Here is a 17,982-nt window from a genome sequence, read left to right as displayed (position 1 = left end):
GGTTCAGCTCCTGCCCGCGTGAAGAAGGGACACGAGCAGTGTCAGACTTCCCTACGCTGGCATTATCCAGATCAGGTGGTACGGGTATTTCTCAGCCTTCACAACGAAGGGCACCCCGAGTCGTCAAGCCCCACCGTGTTAAGCGGGGTTTCGCTATTAAGCATACTGTCTGTGCCAGACAATGTAAATTTACAGTCAGCGGCGGACGATAATTTCAGCGTTATCAGATAGTTCTCAAAACCTATTCGGTTCTGGCAAACTTGCTGGCGGATATGTTGCTGCGCGACGCTTTCGTTTACACTTTTTACGAAAAGGGGCGTGAGATAACAAAATAGCGCTTGTCAGATACGCCACCAGCAGAAATGATACACACGATGTTAACTGACCCGCATATGTGGAGGGTAAAAGTATGAAAAGTAAGTTGCTGCCTTGCGCGCTGTTGCTTGCAACCAGTTTTGCATGGGCCGCCCCCGCGACAACGGGCATTGATCAATATGAGTTAAAAAGCTTTATCGCCGACTTCACCCACTTCAAGCCCGGCGATACCGTTCCGCAAATGTACCGCACCGATGAGTATAATATTAAACAGTGGAAATTACGTAATCTGCCCGCGCCAGATGCCGGTACTCACTGGACCTATATGGGCGGCGCGTATGTACTGATTAACGATACCGATGGAAAAATCATCAAAGCCTATGATGGCGAGATTTTTTATCATCGATAAAAAAGCACACTCTCCGTTAAGGAGAGTGTGCTTAGCATTGATTACTGATAACTTGTAATAATATAAACACTACTTTTTACATTGCCCGGTTGGACGTTACCATATTTATAGTATTGTACACCCAGCTTCAGTTCTGAAGCTTCAGTCATTTCTTTATTATACCCTAACAGTTGCCTTTTCTCATCAGAGTTTACATGAATAAGGTTATCATTAAGGAAAATTTTAAACCCAACATTTTTTGCACTATCGGCGCTTGTTAATTCATTTGCCAAATAATCTCCATTGGTTGCTGAAACGGCAGAAAAATGATAATTTACAATACTTGTCGTCATTCCCAGCCCTCCATCACATGTAAATTTCAGTGCATCAGGAAAGTATTCGACCTGAGCATTACCAGCCAACAGATCACTTAATGAAATAGGAGGCAACGTAATCTCATTATTAGACAAAGAACATGTTGTCTTAGTAAAAAATATTTTTATCGGCACTTTAAAACTATATTCATGATTGGTGTTATCATGAGCACAAATAACTGCACCATGACAATCCAATGGTTTAACTTTGATATAATTTCCTAACAAAAAAGCTTCACCTGCAGATTTGGCTTCAATACTATTATCATCTGCCTCCACTTTTACCACCTTAGCCAACACCTTGTATTTTAAGTTATTGTTTAGTTTACTGGCTTGAGAAGTCTCATTGGCTTTTTGTTTTCCTGTTTGGCTACCGTCAACAAACAATGTCACATCAACATACAACCTATGTCCGCTACCATCATTTATTTTATATCTTACAGTCTCCCCATTACCACTTGAATACGTTGTCTTAAAGCGGTTTTCTACAGCAGTCCCTCCCATACAATGGAATCCAGAGAAAGAATCTGGAAATACCATTGATACTTCTTTTTCAAAAACATTCCTGCTATCTAATTTAATTTCAATTACATCCTCTATTTTTGTATTACTAGCAGATTCCGGATTTATAATATAACAATACGCTTGCAAATTTGAAGATATAAAAATCATAAACAACATCAATAAATATCTCATGACATTCCTCACCGACAAATATAAACTTTACTTTCATCAATCGTTTTGCCGAAAGTGATTGAGCATGAAAGTCCCTGTTGTTTATCAATCGCCACATTTATTTCCGGCGGTACTTCATTGGTGCGAATAAAGAGCTGGCTTCCCTGGCCTACCACGCCAATATTATGTCCATGAATATCCTCTACTTCGTAACCAAAGGTCAGCGGTGAACCATCGGGACGCTGCGCCCGGATATACCAAGGTTTACGTTGGTCGGTATCAAACGTCGCCAGAACGACTGCCCCCCGATATGGGGCTGTATTACGCCGATTCCCTTGCAGATCGGTTTCACTATTAGTGTTGGAGACATCCAGCATCAAGTGGTTTTCACGATACGGCGTTAAACCATCATAGACCACCACGCCATTACGGTTGGTGGTACGGTATTTCTGCCCGTTCACATACGCCCCTTCCAGACCCGGCGCATGCATCACGGCAAACGTTTCCGACAGTCGGTTGGCTAAATTCACGCCACCAGACCAGGCTACCAGGCCACCTGAAATACTGCCGCCAGTTTGCGTGTATTTAGAAGACTGACTGTAGCTACCGTTAAGCGTGGCGACCGGCGCATTCCACGTCAGATTCCCGCCAGCCGTTGTCTCGCTGTCCTGCCGTTGATGGCTGAGATTCACCCCATAGTTAAACTGATCGCGACTGCCTGCGGTGCCGGAAAGCCCGGTATTATTTGACGCAAAACCGTCATCATCAAAGGTCGTTGAGTTAGACACATACAAATGCCTGCGCGGAGCGCTAATATCATCTCCCCAATCGAACGGAATAGAGATGAAGACGTTAAAACGCTTATCTTCGTGATGATCTTCATCGTAAGTCTGGCTGGCGGAAAAGGTATAGCTAATCCGTTGCCAGCTATTGGAATAGCTCAGCTGATAATCTTTACTGTTACCGCTACGCCCCCAATAATCACGCCACAGCGTGCTCAAAGATACAGAGCCCCAGCCCTGCGGCAAAGATTGGCTGACGTTCGCCGAAAAACTGTTCTTACGACCAAAATCGTTCTGATAATAATCCGCAATGTCGTACACATCGTTTTCATCACGATCATAGCTGTCTTTGTTATTGGCCCAAACGTGATCGTTAAACGTTCGGTAATCTCGTGACGAGTAACGATAGGCAGCAAGCCCAAAACGGGTGGCGGTTTGCGTCAAATACTTGTTATAGGCAATCTGGTAACTTTGCCCGTCAAACACATCACCATTGTCTTGCTTGCTATGCGATTGTGTCATATCGACGGAAATCGCGCCGATACGCGTATTCCAGCCAGTACCCAACGTAAATGCATTGTAGTTATCCGCCAGCATGGTGCCGCCGTACAGCGTTAAGAGATTATTCAGCCCGTATTGGTAGCTCATCTGCGCAAAATCGGTCTGGTTGCTGGCGCCTTCGATATGGCTACGCCCTGCCGCAAAATCATATTTTGAAACACCCGGCTGCAACATATTGGGCACCGCAGCATAGGGCACCAGATAGGTTGTTACCGATCCGTCAGCCTCTTTGACGCTAACATCAAGATCCGCACCGCCGCCTGCCAACTGTAAATCCGCAATAGAGAACGGGCCTGGCGGAACCTCTTTCTGGTAAACCACAAAACCGTTCTGTTCGATGGTGACCAGCGCGTTACTTTGCGCAATCCCCTGCACCAGCGGCGTAAAATTCTGTTTTGAGTTCGGCAGCATCTGCATATCGCGATACAGCCGTACGCCACGAAAACGCACCGCATCAAAAATATCTGATGAGGTATACATATCCCCGGCACGCAGAGTGCCCAGAATTTGTGGGATGCCGCGCTCCAAATACAGGGTGTTGCTTTTCCACTCCCCGCTGCTGTCATCGGTTTTGTTATAGCTGGCATCGGAATGCAGCTGCCAGCCCAGCAGGTTTAACCCGCTGGTGAAACGCGCGTAGGTACTTTTACTGTTGCCAGAATCCTTATAGTCGCTGTAATACTGGCTGGCATAGTACGAGGTATAGAAGGCATTAATGCCACGATCCCAGTTTTCCGGAGGAACATACCCTTGCTCAAGTTCATCGACAAACGCCTGCGGAACGCTAAGATCCAGACGAAACGTGCCAATATTCCAGGCATAACTGCCCCCTTGTACCGCCTGCTTCAAGGTTGGGCATTCATTCTGCTTGTCCAACGCTTGTATATTTATCCCCAGACGCGTTAATGCATCGCGGGATAAACAGGTGTCATCCGGATTATCCTTAACAGTAATATCATACTTACCACGCCACTGCTTATTGACGTAGATGTCAATATCATATTGGCCTGGCAGGGGTTGGTTATCATCGAGGCGAAAATCAGAAACCCGCTCACCTTTCATTCCACCCATCATAAAATTTGTATCAAACGTTTCTTCTGCGGCATGGGCGTCAATGCCGAGTAGCAACAGTAATACCGCCGAAGCAATCGGAGTCATCCTTAACATAACCAGCTCCTGTTATTTTAAGCTGACGTTATCGCTAATATAATTACCGTGATCGTCAATAATGGTCATTTTATACTGATTGGCATTAGCACTTTTTAATGCCACATCTGCACTGGAGAGCGGTGCAAGCATAATACTTTCGTTATTTATTTTAACACCATTAACTTTAACTTCTATTATCGTGACCCAATTAGCTGTATCATTCTGAATAGAATAACTACTAGCAGTACGTTTCATGGACAGTTTCTGAAAAGTACCTCTATTAACTGGGGCAATTCCTTTAGGCCGATAGAATAATTTGATGCGATTCTGCATTGCAAATTTCAATACATTTTTACCGGTACTATTTGGATTGTTTGGTGGAATATCCAGCACGTTGAGATAAAACAAACTTTCTTTATTATTTGGTAGCATATTTGGCATTTTTTTAATTTTAATCTGCTGACCTGAATCCCCAGCCACCTTCGCAACAGGAGGTGTTAGCAAAAATGGAACCTTAATCTTTTCCGGTGGTAACGATGTATCTCCATCATCAATCCACGACTGAACCAATGAAGAACGCCCACCCTGATTCATTAACTGCACCAGTACTTCATTTTTCTCTGCTGGATAGATAATGCGAGTACCGTAAATAACCACACCGGCATTTGCCGTTGAAATGAAGAACAGCGAAAAAAAAAGAAGTTTTTTCATGGGTAACTACCTTATAAAAGGCCGGCAGGTTATGCCGGCCTACAAATCAATTATATGCAGCTTGCAGTGTTACGGTAGCGTTCACATCCCCTGACGTTACTGCGTCAGTACCTTGCTTAGCATAATAAACATCCAGTGGAATCGTATAGATCTTATCTGAGTCAAAATCTGTGGCTCCCACGATGATATTATTTGAGCTATGATCAACAGCTTTGTTTTTATATTTCAAAGCAAAACCGACACCTTTAGCACCATCAGGTAACGTATTTCCAATTACACCTTCAGCATCTAAAGTTGGTGCCTTGACAGTAATATTCAGACTTTTTCCTTCTTCAATACCTGGGCAGTAAATTTTGAGATGTGTGGTCTGTTCCGTGATTGGTGTATAAACCGAACCGGGACTCATCGTATCAAATACATTAGTTTCAACCTGACTTAACACCACATCCTCTGAATTATTTCCTGACACAAACTGGCATGATGTTCCAACTACTGTGCCAATAATGTTTAAAGTTCCGGTATCTTCAGCAAACGCCCCAGCACTCATAAATACAGCAGACAGTACAGCAGCAGAAATAATTGAACGTTTCATAGTATCTTCCTTAATAAAATAATTTCTATTTGTTAAGAGGGTTAACTCTTGGATTTAAATTCGCACACCAAAAACGTTACTGCAATGTAAACGTGTTGTTTTATTGATTTAAAACAAGTTACAAATATCAATATAATTGTAGCAAATAAGTGAAGGTGAGTACTATTTTAAAATTTAATAAATTAGCGTAATTAATTGACAATAATTATTTGTACCGCAAATAAAAAAGCCTCTATCATTCATTGAAATGATAGAGGCTTAATAAACAATATATTTTCTTAGTCGTAGCGATTTAACACTATCTGTCGTGTGGAATCCCCAGGAACAGCGACAATTTCAGTAACAATGCCTTGTGCAGGAGTGGGGGTAACATTGTTAATATCTGTATGATGAAGAGTCTGACCACATCGCTGCTGCACCGTATTATTCACAACATCAGTACTGCATGTTGGTTCAACAACCCTCCCGGTAATGGTTAAGGTTGCCGTATCAGAAGCCAAAGCCTGTAAACTCATTCCATAAGCCAGAGTTATAAATCCCAAGAATAAACTTTTCTTCATTGCGTTCATTATTCCTGTTTTAAGTGAAAAACAGCGTACAAGCCATTTTTCCGTTGAATTATGTATTAACGTCCCTGCTAAAACCAATTGGAATGGTAGATTAATGAGATAGGTTTGATCAATTCAAATGATGCATTGAGGCGAATTATTCAGAAAAAGGCATGGATTATACAGGCAGGATAAACAATATTACGCAGCTTTTCCATTCCATATATTCATCGCATCAATATATCATTGATGCGATGAATAAGATTTAACACCAGAAATTACACCGCGCGGAAGGCGATTTCTCCCGGAATCACTTCACCCTGCCAGTAAAGCTGTGCCGCAACGCGATCGGCCAGTTCGCGATAGATCGCGGTAAACTCGCTCTCCGGACGGCTAACCACCGTCGGCGTACCGCGATCGAGATCTTCACGCAGACTAATATGCAGCGGCATCTGACCCAGAAGCTGAGTATGGTATTTTTCCGCCAGCTTCTGCGCGCCGCCCGTGCCGAAGATCGGTTCGTGATGGCCGCAGTTGCTACAAATATGCATACTCATATTTTCCACAATGCCGAGCACCGGCACTTCCACCTTCTCGAACATCACGATACCTTTTTTGGCGTCGATTAGCGCGATATCCTGCGGCGTAGTCACCACCACCGCGCCGGTAACAGGAATGTTCTGCGCCAGCGTTAGCTGAATATCCCCGGTTCCCGGCGGCATATCCAGTACCAGATAATCCAGATCCGGCCACAGCGTCTCCTGCAACATCTGCATCAGCGCCTTACTGGCCATTGGGCCGCGCCATACCATCGCGTTATCGTCAGTCACCAGATAGCCGATCGAGTTGGTCGCCAGGCCGTGAGACATAATCGGCGCCATATGCGTACCGTCTGGCGATGTCGGGCGCTGATCTTCTGCGCCAAGCATGGTTGGGATCGACGGACCGTAAATATCGGCATCGAGAACCCCGACCTTTGCGCCTTCAGCCGCTAACGCCAGCGCCAGGTTTACCGCCGTGGACGATTTACCTACCCCGCCTTTACCGGAGCTCACGGCAATGATGTTTTTCACGCCATTAATGCCAGGCTGATTTTTGACGCGTTTCAGCGTCGCAATGTTGTACGACAGTTTCCAGTCGATCGCTTTTGCGCCTGTAATACGTAATAGATCGGCGCTGCATTGCTCTTTTAAGACCTCAAACGCGCTGTTCCAGACGAACGGCATGACCAGCTCAACGTGCAGCGTATCATCCATCCAGGCGACGTGGTGCAACGCCTTAAGCGTGGTGAGGTTATGCTTCAGGGTTGGGTGCTGAAAATTCGCCAGCGTCCCGGCGACCATCGCTCGCAGGGTATCTGGTGATTTGGCCTGGGATTGTTCGTTCATCCCGACTCCTTTTGTAGTTCTGAAAAGTACGATTGTAACTTTGTAGTTTACTCCAGCGGTAACAATTATTCATTTACGGATAAATGCCCTTATCGATTGGCGCAGTAATTACCATTTTGGTACTATCAAAGCCCTTTTTTACAACAGAAGAAGTAATACCCACTATGACTCAAGTCGCGAAGAAAATTCTGGTAACGTGCGCGCTGCCGTACGCCAACGGCTCTATCCACCTCGGCCATATGCTGGAGCACATCCAGGCTGATGTCTGGGTCCGTTACCAGCGAATGCGCGGCCATGAGGTTAACTTCATCTGTGCCGATGACGCTCATGGCACGCCGATCATGCTGAAAGCGCAGCAGCTTGGTATTACACCGGAGCAAATGATCGGTGAAATGAGCCAGGAGCACCAGACCGATTTCGCCGGTTTTAATATTAGCTACGACAACTACCACTCAACGCACAGCGACGAGAATCGCGAGCTGTCCGAGCTGATTTATACGCGCCTGAAAGAGAACGGTTTTATTAAGAACCGCACCATCTCTCAACTCTACGATCCGGAAAAAGGCATGTTCCTGCCGGACCGATTTGTGAAAGGCACCTGCCCGAAATGTAAATCCGCGGACCAGTACGGCGATAACTGCGAAGTCTGCGGCGCAACTTACAGCCCGACCGAACTTATTGAGCCGAAATCCGTGGTGTCCGGCGCGACGCCGGTAATGCGTGACTCCGAGCACTTTTTCTTTGATCTGCCGTCATTCAGCGAAATGCTGCAGGCGTGGACCCGCAGCGGCGCGCTGCAGGAGCAGGTGGCGAACAAAATGCAGGAGTGGTTTGAATCCGGCCTCCAGCAGTGGGACATTTCCCGCGATGCGCCGTATTTTGGTTTCGAAATCCCGAACGCGCCGGGCAAATATTTCTACGTCTGGCTGGACGCGCCGATTGGCTATATGGGCTCCTTCAAAAATCTGTGCGATAAGCGCGGTGACACGACCAGTTTTGATGAGTACTGGAAAAAAGACTCCGACGCCGAGCTGTATCACTTTATCGGCAAAGACATCGTCTATTTCCACAGCCTGTTCTGGCCTGCCATGCTGGAAGGCAGCCACTTCCGTAAGCCGACCAACCTGTTCGTTCACGGTTACGTGACGGTGAACGGCGCGAAGATGTCTAAGTCTCGCGGCACCTTTATTAAGGCCAGCACCTGGCTGAAACACTTTGACGCCGACAGCCTGCGCTACTACTACACCGCGAAGCTTTCTTCACGCATTGATGACATCGACCTGAACCTGGAAGACTTTGTCCAGCGCGTCAATGCCGATATCGTCAATAAAGTAGTCAACCTGGCATCCCGTAACGCCGGTTTTATCAATAAGCGTTTCGACGGCGTGCTGGCGGCTGAACTGGCCGATCCGCAATTGTACAAAACCTTTACTGACGCCGCTGCGGTGATTGGCGAAGCATGGGAAAGCCGTGAATTCGGCAAAGCTATCCGTGAGATTATGGCGCTGGCCGACGTCGCTAACCGTTATGTTGACGAGCAAGCGCCGTGGGTGGTGGCTAAACAGGAAGGCCGCGACGCTGACCTGCAGGCCATTTGCTCGATGGGCATCAACCTGTTCCGCGTGCTGATGACGTATCTGAAACCGGTACTGCCGACGCTTTCTGAACGCGTTGAAGCCTTCCTGAACAGCGAACTGAACTGGGATGCCATCGAACAGCCGCTGCTCAGTCACAAGGTCAACACCTTTAAGGCGCTCTACAATCGCATCGACATGAAGCAAGTTGAAGCGCTGGTTGAAGCGTCTAAAGAAGAGGTGAAAACCGCAGCCGCGCCGGTTACCGGCCCGTTAGCCGACTTCCCGATTCAGGAAACCATCACCTTTGACGATTTCGCCAAAATTGACCTGCGCGTAGCATTGATTGAAAACGCTGAGTTCGTGGAAGGCTCCGACAAATTGCTGCGTCTGACGCTGGATCTGGGCGGCGAGAAGCGTAACGTCTTCTCCGGCATTCGTTCCGCCTACCCGGACCCGCAGGCGCTGATCGGCCGCCAGACGGTAATGGTCGCCAACCTCGCGCCGCGCAAAATGCGCTTTGGCGTCTCCGAGGGAATGGTGATGGCCGCAGGCCCTGGCGGGAAAGATATCTTCCTGTTAAGCCCTGATGACGGCGCGAAGCCTGGCCAGCAGGTGAAATAAGCAACAAGCCGGAGCATGCTCCGGCTTTTTTAACCGCTTAATCCTGACTGGCATATCGCCCCCTCCGCGCGTTTTAACTTTTTCCTTAATAAGCAATAGCGCCAAGACTCCATATCCGGACTGCTAAATAACGGCTAAAAGTCATATTCTATCTCTCCCTGATACATTGCTATTACTGGGTTAAATTAATTCATTGAAATTATTTTAAAAGCCCAATCATTATATAAAATGGAGTTTTAGATGAAAATTTCTGGCAAGTTATTGTCCGCGGCTTTGGCTTCCGTACTGGTGTTCTCTCTTGCTGGCTGTGGCGATAAAGAAGAATCAAAGACCTTTAACGCAAACCTGGCGGGGACAGAAATTTCAATTACCTACACCTATAAAGGTGACAAAATCATTAAGCAGACGTCTGAAAGTAAAATCAGCTATGCCACTGTAGGCGCTAAAACGAAAGAAGATGCCGCCAAAATTCTCGATCCGCTGAGCGCGAAATATAAAAATATCGCCGGAGTGGAAGAAAAATTAACCTATGAAGATACCTATGCCCAGGAAAACGTCTCTGTGGATATGGAAAAAGTGGACTTTAAAGCGTTACAGCAAATCTCAGGGACAATGGTGTCCGGCGATACCAGCAAAGGTATCAGCATGAAACAAACCCAGACGCTGCTGGAAGCTGCTGGTTTTAAAGAAGCGAAATAACTGGCAGGCATAATGTATTGCATCGACTGGTAAAGTCGCTCAGGGCGCTGCTTCGGCAGCGTCTTTTCTTTATGAATTCCGAAAAAAGACAGCCTCGCTGTAAGTCCCCTCGCCAAAGCCTATAATCCCTGAATTCCTGGCCACACCAATACTTAACGACAAGGAATTGTTATGCGGGTTCTACGCCTTATGGCACTGCCACTATTCGCGCTCTCTCTATCGGTTAGCATAACTGGCTGCGATCAGAAAAACGATACTCTCCAGGGAAACCAAAATAACATGACAGCGTTTATCAAGAAGATAGCCGCTAGCAAAGAGTCAGAGGAAACACAACGCTATGTAGGTAATCTCAACGGTATTGAAATCAAGTTAACCTATTACTACAAAGGGGATATCGTTTTACGTCAAATATCTGAACATAAACTACTTTATAAGACCCTGAAAGCCAATAATAAAGAAGAAGCACAAAAAATGCTGAGTCAAGTCGGCGAAGCTTATCAGGGTATGCCGGGTTTGACTGAACGAATCGACTATTATGATAGCTATGCTACGGAATATGTGGATATTGATTTTACCCAGGCAAAAATAAGCGACCTCTGTAAATTGCCAGGATCATCAATTGACAACTGTTCCGCGTACTATCTGTCAATGATTCGCTCGCAGAAACTGTTGGAAGAGAGCGGGTATCATAGAATCAATTAGTATAATAATGCGTTTTCCCGGTCAGACAGGACGCTGCCGGGAACAATACCGCAGAATTACTTCGCCGCGTGTTCACGGGCCGCCAGACCGCGCAGAAAATAACGCATAAACTGATCGCCGCATTCGCGGAAGTTCTTATGGTCCGGCGCGCGCATCATCGCGGTGATCTCTGGCATTGAGACACGAAACAACTGACCGGTAAGTATCGCCAGGATATCATCTGTTTTTAGCGAAAAGGCAATACGCAGCTTTTTCAGCACAATATTGTTGTTGAGACGACGTTCCGCCGTCAATGCAGGCGCCGCCTCATCTTTACCGCGTTTTTCATAAATGAGGCCATTGAGAAATGAGGACAACACGATATCCGGGCAACGCTGAAACCCCTCTTCCTCTTCTTTGCGCAACCAGATTGCAATCTGCTCCGGCGTAGCATCAACGTTACCCAGCGCCAGGATACGCGCCAGATCGGTATTATTAGCTTTTAAAATGTAGCGCACGCTACGCAGAATATCGTTACTCAGCATGAGGCCTTCGGTCGTTTCTATGGCAAAACGATATTCTAACAGTCTTTTACAGGCCAATCGCCTCTTTTAAACTTTTCAGATAGCGACGGCTTACCGGCACCGTCAGGCCGTTGCGTAAAATTAGCTCTGCCTGCCCATTATCCTCCAGCCGAATTTCCTGCAAATGGGCCATATTCACCAGAAACTGACGATGACAACGCAGTAGCGGCGTCCGGCTTTCCAGCGTGCGCAGCGTCAGCTCGGTAAACCCCTCTTTCCCTTCACTGCTGGTCACATAAACGCCGCTCATACGGCTACTGACAAAGGCGACATCATCCATTTGCAACAAATAGATCCGGCTGTGTCCGGTACAGGGAATGAATTTAAGCGCCTGCTGGTTTTCCGGCAATAACGAAACATCCTGTTTACTGCGCTCCTGACGCAGACGATGTAACGTTTTTTCCAACCGTTTCTCCTCTATCGGCTTGAGCAGATAATCAAAAGCGTGTTCTTCAAAGGCTTTGATGGCGTATTCGTCAAACGCGGTTAAAAAAACGATATACGGGCGGTGTTCCGGGTCAAGCATTCCTACCATCTCCAGTCCACTGATACGCGGCATCTGAATATCCAGAAACAGCACATCAGGTCGCAGCTTATGTACCGCGCCAATCGCTTCTACCGCGTTCGCGCACTCTCCCACAATCTCAATGTCATCCTGCCCCTGGAGCAAAATCCGCAGATTTTCCCGCGCTAACGGCTCATCATCCACAATCAGCACTTTAATCATGCGTCCTCCTCCAGTGGAAGTCGTAATGTAATTCGGGTAAAGCAGTCCGGCTCGCAGGCCACGCTAATACCATAATCATCGCCAAAGTGTTCGCGCAGACGTTTATCAACCAGACTCATCCCCAGCCCGCTACTGCCGGCGGAAGGCTGATACAGTCCCGCATTATCCTCAATATCTAACATCAAATGCTGCCCTTCGCGCCGGGCGCGAATAGCGACGTTGCCGGTATCAAGCAGTTGCGACGTGCCATGTTTAATGGCGTTCTCAACAATCGGCTGTAATGTAAACGCAGGCAATTTCTGACGTGAAAGCGTCGATGGAACATCAAGCTGTACCTGCAGACGCGACTGAAAACGCGCTTTTTCAATTTGCAGATAAGCGTTTACGTGTTCAATTTCATCCGCCAGCGTGACGATTTCCGACGGGCGTTTTAAATTTTTGCGAAAAAAGGTCGACAAGTACTGCACCAGTTGGCTGGCCTGTTCGCTGTCGCGGCGAATCACCGCTTTAATGGTATTGAGCGCGTTAAACAGAAAATGCGGGTTCACCTGCGCGTGCAACAGCTTGATCTCTGACTGCGTCAGCAACGCCTTCTGCCGTTCATACTGCCCGGCCAGGATCTGCGCGGATAAAAGCTGTGCAATACCCTCTCCCAGGGTGCGGTTAATTGAGCTGAACAGTCGGTTTTTCGCTTCGTACAATTTAATGGTGCCCATGACTCGCTGATTTTCGCCACGCAGCGGGATCACCAGCGTCGAACCGAGTTTACACTGCGGGTGTAGCGAACAGCGATACGGCACTTCGTTGCCATCGGCATAAACCACCTCTCCGGTTTCAATTGCTTTCAGCGTATAACCTGATGAAATGGGTTTGCCCGGTAGATGGTGATCGTCGCCAATACCAGTAAAAGCCAGCAGTTTTTCACGATCGGTGATGGCGACGGCGCCAATATCCAGCTCCTGATATAACACCTGCGCCACCTTCATACTGTTCACTTCGTTAAATCCCTGACGCAGAATCCCCTCCGTTGACGCGGCGACCTTCAGCGCGGTAGCAGAAAATGCCGAAGTATATTTTTCGAACATGGCGCGCTTATCGAGCAAAATACGCATAAACAGCGCGGCGCCAACGGTATTCGTCACCATCATCGGCGCGGCAATATTACTGACCAGATGCAGGGCATCGTCAAACGGCCTGGCTATCAGTAAAATGATCAGCATCTGCACCAGTTCGGCAACACACGTAATTGCTCCCGCCGTCAGCGGGCTAAACACTTTGTCCGGGCGTCCGCGACGTATGAGAACGCTGTGTACCAACCCGCCCAGCAGCCCTTCGACGATGGTGGAAATCATACAGCTCAGCGCCGTCATGCCGCCCATAGAATACCGATGTAACCCACCGGTCAGGCCGACCAGCCCGCCGACGACCGGCCCGCCGAGTAGGCCACCCATCACCGCGCCAATCGCGCGGGTATTGGCAATCGAATCTTCGATATGTAGCCCAAAATAAGTGCCCATAATGCAGAAGATAGAAAACGTGACGTAACACAGAAGCTTGTGCGGCAGACGAACCGTGACCTGCATAAGCGGGATGAACAGGCGCGTTTTACTCATTAGCCACGCAATGACCAGAAACACGCACATCTGCTGAAGCAGCAGCAACACCAGATTAAACTCGTACATACCCGCAAACCACACTTCAATTAAAAGCGCGTAACATACATTGAGTACGATTAACTTTCTTTGAACTGTTGCATAAAAATATGAATTCGTGAATACGATCACTTAAACGCCGCGCTGCAACCCGCTACTTCGCATTTTAATGCATAAAAAACAGGCAAAACTTCCTGGTTCCTAAAAGAGCGTCTAAAGTTAAACCGGGACCTCGCGAGCAAGGGTGAAACGATGGCGCTTTACACAATTGGTGAAGTGGCTTTGCTTTGTGATATCAATCCTGTCACGTTGCGCGCGTGGCAGAGACGTTATGGACTTTTAAAACCACAGCGAACGGATGGCGGTCATCGTCTGTTTAACGATGCCGATATCGACAGAATCCGCGAAATCAAGCGCTGGATAGATAACGGCGTCCAGGTCAGCAAAGTCAAAGTGCTGCTCAGTAGCGACAGTAGCGAACAACCTAACGGCTGGCGCGAACAGCAGGAGATCCTGCTGCACTATCTGCAAAGCAGTAATCTGCACAGTTTACGGTTATGGGTCAAAGAACGCGGTCAGGATTATCCAGCCCAAACATTGACCACTAACCTGTTCGTCCCGCTGCGGCGACGATTACAGTGCCAACAACCCGCCCTTCAGGCGCTGCTCGGCATTCTTGACGGTATCCTGATCAACTATATTGCGCTCTGCCTGGCGTCTGCGCGTAAGAAACAGGGAAAAGATGCGTTGGTGATCGGCTGGAATATCCATGATACCACCCGCCTGTGGCTGGAAGGTTGGGTCGCCAGCCAACAGGGATGGCGAATCGACGTGTTGGCGCATTCGCTTAGCCAGTTCCGCCCGGAACTGTTTGACGGCAAGACGTTACTGGTATGGTGCGGAGAAAACCAGACGCTGGCGCAGCAGCAGCAACTCCTGGCATGGCGCGCCCAGGGACGCGACATTCATCCCCTTGGCGTTTAAACAGCAGCTAACAAATTCGCTTTAATGTATACTCCTTTTATTAACATAAGGAGTACATAATGCGCGTAGCGAAAATCGGGGTGATCGCCCTTTTCCTGCTGATGGCTATTGGCGGTATCGGCGGCGTGATGCTGGCAGGTTACAGTTTTATTTTGCGTGCCGGGTAAGCGCGCGCGTCAGCCTTTCAAACAGGCGATCGATAATGATCGCCGCCAGCGCCACCAGCAGCGCCCCCTGGATAACATAGGCCGTATTAAAGCCGCTAAGCCCGATAATGATCGGCGTGCCTAACGTACTGGCCCCCACCGTTGAAGCGATGGTCGCCGTACCAATATTGATAATCACCGAGGTTCGGATGCCCGCCAGAATCACCGGCGCGGCCAGCGGCAGCTCAACCTGATACAACTGTTGGCGACGGCTCATTCCCATACCGCTGGCAACGCTCATCACGCTGGCAGGCACCGCGCCCAGCCCGGCCAGGGTCGCCTGCAGGATGGGCAACACCCCATACAGGATCAAGGCGATAATGGCCGGTTGCTGACCAAAACCCATGACGGGTACCGCGATCGCCAGTACCGCGACCGGCGGAAAGGTCTGCCCGACGGCGGCGATAGTCTCCACCAGGGGACGAAACTCTTTCCCACTTTCTCGCGTGACCGCAATCCCTGCGCCGACGCCCACCACGACGGCAAACAAACTTGAGATGCCCACCAACCAGAAATGGGCGAGCGCGAGGGCGGCAAAACTCTCCTGTTGGTAGACCGGGCGCGGTAAATCGGGAAACAGCGCGGCGAAGAACGGCTGGCTATAAGGCAATCCAAACAGCAGAAGCAAGAACAGAACAATAAGCCAGAGAAGCGGATCACACAGTCGTTTCACGGGGGGACGTCTCCGAAAGCAGATCGCGGAAATGGAGCGTACCGCAGGGCTCGCCCTGCTGATTCGCCACCGGCAGGACGTCGCACCGACGGGCGACAAACATCGATAGCGCATCGCGTAGCGTCATCTCTTCCACCAGCGCGTCGCCGCTGAGCTGTTCATGCCGACGTACATAATCGCCTACGCTACGTAACGAAAGCAGCCTTACGCCCAGCTCGCTGCGGCCAAAAAATGCCTGCACGAAATCATTTTCCGGCGAGGTCAGCATAGAAAGTGGCGATCCCTGTTGGATAACGTGGCCCCCGTCCATCAGCACCAGATGGTCGGCGAGGCGTAGCGCCTCGTCGATGTCGTGCGTCACCAGTACGATGGTGCGCCCCAGTAGCTGATGAATGCGGGTCATCTCCTGCTGCAATGCGCCGCGCGTTACCGGATCAAGCGCGCCGAAAGGCTCGTCCATCAGCAATACCTGCGGATCGGCAGCCAGCGCCCGCGCAACGCCGACCCGCTGCTGTTGCCCGCCGGAAAGCTGATGCGGATAGCGATCGCGCAGCGCGCTTTCCAGACCCAATAATGCCATCAGTTCGTCAATACGATCGTTAATCCGCGCACGCGACCACTTTTGTAGTTGCGGTACGGTGGCGATATTTTGCGCCACCGTCCAGTGGGGAAAAAGACCGATAGACTGAATGGCATAGCCCATGCGACGGCGCAGTTCAAGCACCGGCAGGCTGCGGATCTCTTCCCCGGCAAAACGGATCGTTCCGCTATCATGCTCTACCAGCCGGTTAATCATCTTCAGAGTGGTCGATTTTCCCGAACCGGAGGTGCCAATTAACACCGAAAAGCTGCCTTCGCTAAAGTGCAAATTGAGGTCGCTAACAGCCTGTTGATCGCCGAAGGTTTTACTGACATGGTTAAATTCAATCATCGGTTGCTCCCTTCAAAAACGCGATCCATAAATCAAACAGCGCGTCGATCACTACCGCCAGCGCAATCACCGGAATGACGCCCAACAGGACTAAATCAATGGCGCTGCTCAATAGCCCCTGAAACACCAGCGCGCCGAAACCTCCCGCGCCAATCAGCGCGGCGACGACGGCCATTCCCACTGTCTGGACCATTACTACCCGCAGGCTACGTAAAAAGACCGGCAGCGCCAGCGGCAATTGCACATGCCTGAAGCGCTGGCCGCTACTCATTCCCATTGCTCTTGCGCTCTCCAGCACATCGCGTGGCACCTGATTGAGCCCGGCGACCACGCCGCGCACCAGCGGCAATAACGCATAGAGCACCAGCGCTATCAGCGCAGGCGTCATGCCGGTTCCCGCGACGCCGAATTCGGCAAGCCACGGAAACTGTTTCACCAGCCCGGCCAACGGCGCGATCAGCAGGCCAAACAGCGCGACGGAAGGAATAGTCTGGATCACATTCAGTACGGTAAACACCGGCCCCTGGCGTGAGGCGGAAAAATAACACCAGACGCCCAACGGTAGTCCGATCGCCAGCGCCGGCAGCACCGTGCCCGCCAGTAACATTAAATGTTGCACCAGCGCGGCATCGAAAACATCCTGGCGGTTGGTATACTCTTTCAGAAGCGAGAGGTTGTCGAACGTGCCTGAAAACAGCAGCGCCAGCGGGACAATGACAATTTGCGCGTGCAGCAACCAGCGCCACAGCGGCCCAACGGTAATACGGCGGATCGCATCGCTACAGGCCAGCAGCATCAGACCGAGGCCCAGCCACAATCCACTTCCCAGACTGGTACGCGCCAGCGGGCTGCCCTCCTGCGCCAACTGGGTCGCCGCCCTGCCGACTCCCCACAGCATGACAATAAAAAGCGTCTGCGCCATCATCAGCGTCAGTACGCTACCGCGTTTACCGGGTACAAAGCACAACGTAAACAGCGCGCATCCCGCGCCAGTCAGCATCCAGATGGTCGCCGGCCAGATCTCCCATAACTGGCGCCCCTCGCCGCTCACCAGACGATTCGGGGCGTAATTAATGAAAGGCAGCGCGACAGCAAGCAGGGCCAGAACAACCAACAGCAACAGCACACGATTAACCGTAATTTTTTTGGCAGCGTCACTCACAG

The 17,982-nt window shown here is 49.4% G+C and carries 18 protein-coding genes and 1 riboswitch; of the genes, 6 read left to right on the top strand and 12 right to left on the bottom strand.

From position 1 onward, the window contains the following. Positions 1–31: 31 nt before the first annotated feature. Positions 32–128: riboswitch (TPP riboswitch) on the bottom strand. A gap of 281 nt (positions 129–409) precedes the next feature. Then, entirely contained in the window at positions 410–724 is a 315-nt protein-coding gene (gene rcnB, locus HU143_RS08350) for a Ni(II)/Co(II) efflux transporter accessory subunit RcnB (RefSeq protein WP_000837534.1), read from the top strand. 41 nt (positions 725–765) lie between these two features. Here rcnB and HU143_RS08345 read toward each other — a convergent pair whose 3' ends face one another. The 6 genes from HU143_RS08345 to apbC form a co-directional block, all read right to left on the bottom strand. Continuing rightward, the gene (locus HU143_RS08345; RefSeq protein ID WP_023226719.1) at positions 766–1,773 is read right to left on the bottom strand and encodes a fimbrial protein; all 1,008 of its coding nucleotides are present in this window, start codon (positions 1,771–1,773) and stop codon (positions 766–768) included. 8 nt (positions 1,774–1,781) lie between these two features. Then, positions 1,782–4,262, bottom strand: a complete 2,481-nt coding sequence (locus tag HU143_RS08340) for a fimbrial biogenesis outer membrane usher protein (RefSeq protein ID WP_000945357.1) — start codon at positions 4,260–4,262, stop codon at positions 1,782–1,784. 12 nt (positions 4,263–4,274) lie between these two features. Then, a complete protein-coding gene (locus HU143_RS08335) occupies positions 4,275–4,955 on the bottom strand; it encodes a fimbria/pilus periplasmic chaperone (RefSeq protein ID WP_000734580.1) in 681 nt (226 codons plus the stop codon). 46 nt (positions 4,956–5,001) lie between these two features. Beyond that, on the bottom strand, positions 5,002–5,547 hold the full coding sequence (locus HU143_RS08330; RefSeq protein ID WP_000830494.1) for a fimbrial protein: 546 nt from the start codon (positions 5,545–5,547) through the stop codon (positions 5,002–5,004). 278 nt (positions 5,548–5,825) lie between these two features. Then, a complete protein-coding gene (locus HU143_RS08325) occupies positions 5,826–6,107 on the bottom strand; it encodes a DUF2574 family protein (protein ID WP_001543027.1) in 282 nt (93 codons plus the stop codon). A 266-nt stretch (positions 6,108–6,373) separates the two neighbouring features. Beyond that, positions 6,374–7,483 (bottom strand): iron-sulfur cluster carrier protein ApbC, encoded by a 1,110-nt coding sequence (apbC, locus tag HU143_RS08320; RefSeq protein WP_001005424.1) that lies wholly within the window; start codon positions 7,481–7,483, stop codon positions 6,374–6,376. Positions 7,484–7,647: 164 nt separating this feature from the next. Between apbC and metG the strand changes: the two genes are divergently transcribed. From metG to HU143_RS08305, 3 genes are all read left to right on the top strand, one after another. Further along, positions 7,648–9,681, top strand: a complete 2,034-nt coding sequence (metG, locus tag HU143_RS08315) for a methionine--tRNA ligase (protein WP_023226722.1) — start codon at positions 7,648–7,650, stop codon at positions 9,679–9,681. A 240-nt stretch (positions 9,682–9,921) separates the two neighbouring features. Next, positions 9,922–10,380 carry a YehR family lipoprotein gene (locus tag HU143_RS08310; RefSeq protein ID WP_000703137.1) on the top strand — a complete coding sequence of 153 codons (459 nt, stop codon included), beginning with the start codon at positions 9,922–9,924 and terminating at the stop codon, positions 10,378–10,380. Positions 10,381–10,551: 171 nt separating this feature from the next. Beyond that, positions 10,552–11,082, top strand: coding sequence for a YehR family lipoprotein (locus HU143_RS08305; protein ID WP_023226723.1), 531 nt, complete (start codon positions 10,552–10,554; stop codon positions 11,080–11,082). A gap of 56 nt (positions 11,083–11,138) precedes the next feature. Here HU143_RS08305 and HU143_RS08300 read toward each other — a convergent pair whose 3' ends face one another. From HU143_RS08300 to HU143_RS08290, 3 genes are read right to left on the bottom strand one after another with little or no spacing between them, the layout of a single operon-like run. Next, a complete protein-coding gene (locus HU143_RS08300; protein ID WP_000950415.1) occupies positions 11,139–11,606 on the bottom strand; it encodes a DUF1456 family protein in 468 nt (155 codons plus the stop codon). Between the two features lie 46 nt (positions 11,607–11,652). After that, entirely contained in the window at positions 11,653–12,372 is a 720-nt protein-coding gene (gene btsR, locus HU143_RS08295; protein ID WP_000598637.1) for a two-component system response regulator BtsR, read from the bottom strand. After that, positions 12,369–14,054, bottom strand: coding sequence for a sensor histidine kinase (locus tag HU143_RS08290; protein ID WP_000272850.1), 1,686 nt, complete (start codon positions 14,052–14,054; stop codon positions 12,369–12,371). The genes btsR and HU143_RS08290 overlap by 4 nt, the downstream gene beginning before the upstream one ends. Positions 14,055–14,276: 222 nt before the next feature. Between HU143_RS08290 and mlrA the strand changes: the two genes are divergently transcribed. Together mlrA and HU143_RS08280 are read left to right on the top strand one after the other, a co-directional pair. After that, positions 14,277–15,008: an HTH-type transcriptional regulator MlrA gene (gene mlrA / locus HU143_RS08285; RefSeq protein ID WP_001240418.1), complete on the top strand. Its 732-nt coding sequence runs from the start codon at positions 14,277–14,279 to the stop codon at positions 15,006–15,008. A gap of 59 nt (positions 15,009–15,067) precedes the next feature. Next, positions 15,068–15,175, top strand: a complete 108-nt coding sequence (locus HU143_RS08280; protein ID WP_001261696.1) for a protein YohO — start codon at positions 15,068–15,070, stop codon at positions 15,173–15,175. Here the strand turns inward: HU143_RS08280 and HU143_RS08275 are convergent. Genes HU143_RS08275 through HU143_RS08265 form a run of 3 tightly spaced genes read right to left on the bottom strand, consistent with a single transcriptional unit; the run spans position 15,156 to position 17,980 of the window. Beyond that, positions 15,156–15,887 (bottom strand): ABC transporter permease, encoded by a 732-nt coding sequence (locus HU143_RS08275; RefSeq protein ID WP_000824854.1) that lies wholly within the window; start codon positions 15,885–15,887, stop codon positions 15,156–15,158. The two genes, HU143_RS08280 and HU143_RS08275, sit on opposite strands and share 20 nt — an antisense overlap. Beyond that, the gene (locus tag HU143_RS08270) at positions 15,871–16,818 is read right to left on the bottom strand and encodes an ABC transporter ATP-binding protein (protein ID WP_000569166.1); all 948 of its coding nucleotides are present in this window, start codon (positions 16,816–16,818) and stop codon (positions 15,871–15,873) included. Before HU143_RS08270 ends, HU143_RS08275 begins: the two co-directional genes overlap by 17 nt. Further along, positions 16,811–17,980 carry an ABC transporter permease gene (locus HU143_RS08265; RefSeq protein ID WP_001278103.1) on the bottom strand — a complete coding sequence of 390 codons (1,170 nt, stop codon included), beginning with the start codon at positions 17,978–17,980 and terminating at the stop codon, positions 16,811–16,813. Before HU143_RS08265 ends, HU143_RS08270 begins: the two co-directional genes overlap by 8 nt. Between the last annotated feature and the right edge of the window lie 2 nt (positions 17,981–17,982).

The sequence above is a fragment of the Salmonella sp. SJTUF14076 genome (assembly GCF_015534835.1).
Lineage (GTDB): Bacteria > Pseudomonadota > Gammaproteobacteria > Enterobacterales > Enterobacteriaceae > Salmonella > Salmonella enterica.
Note: the sequence above shows the minus strand (reverse complement) of the source record. Positions and strands in the feature narration are given on the sequence as shown.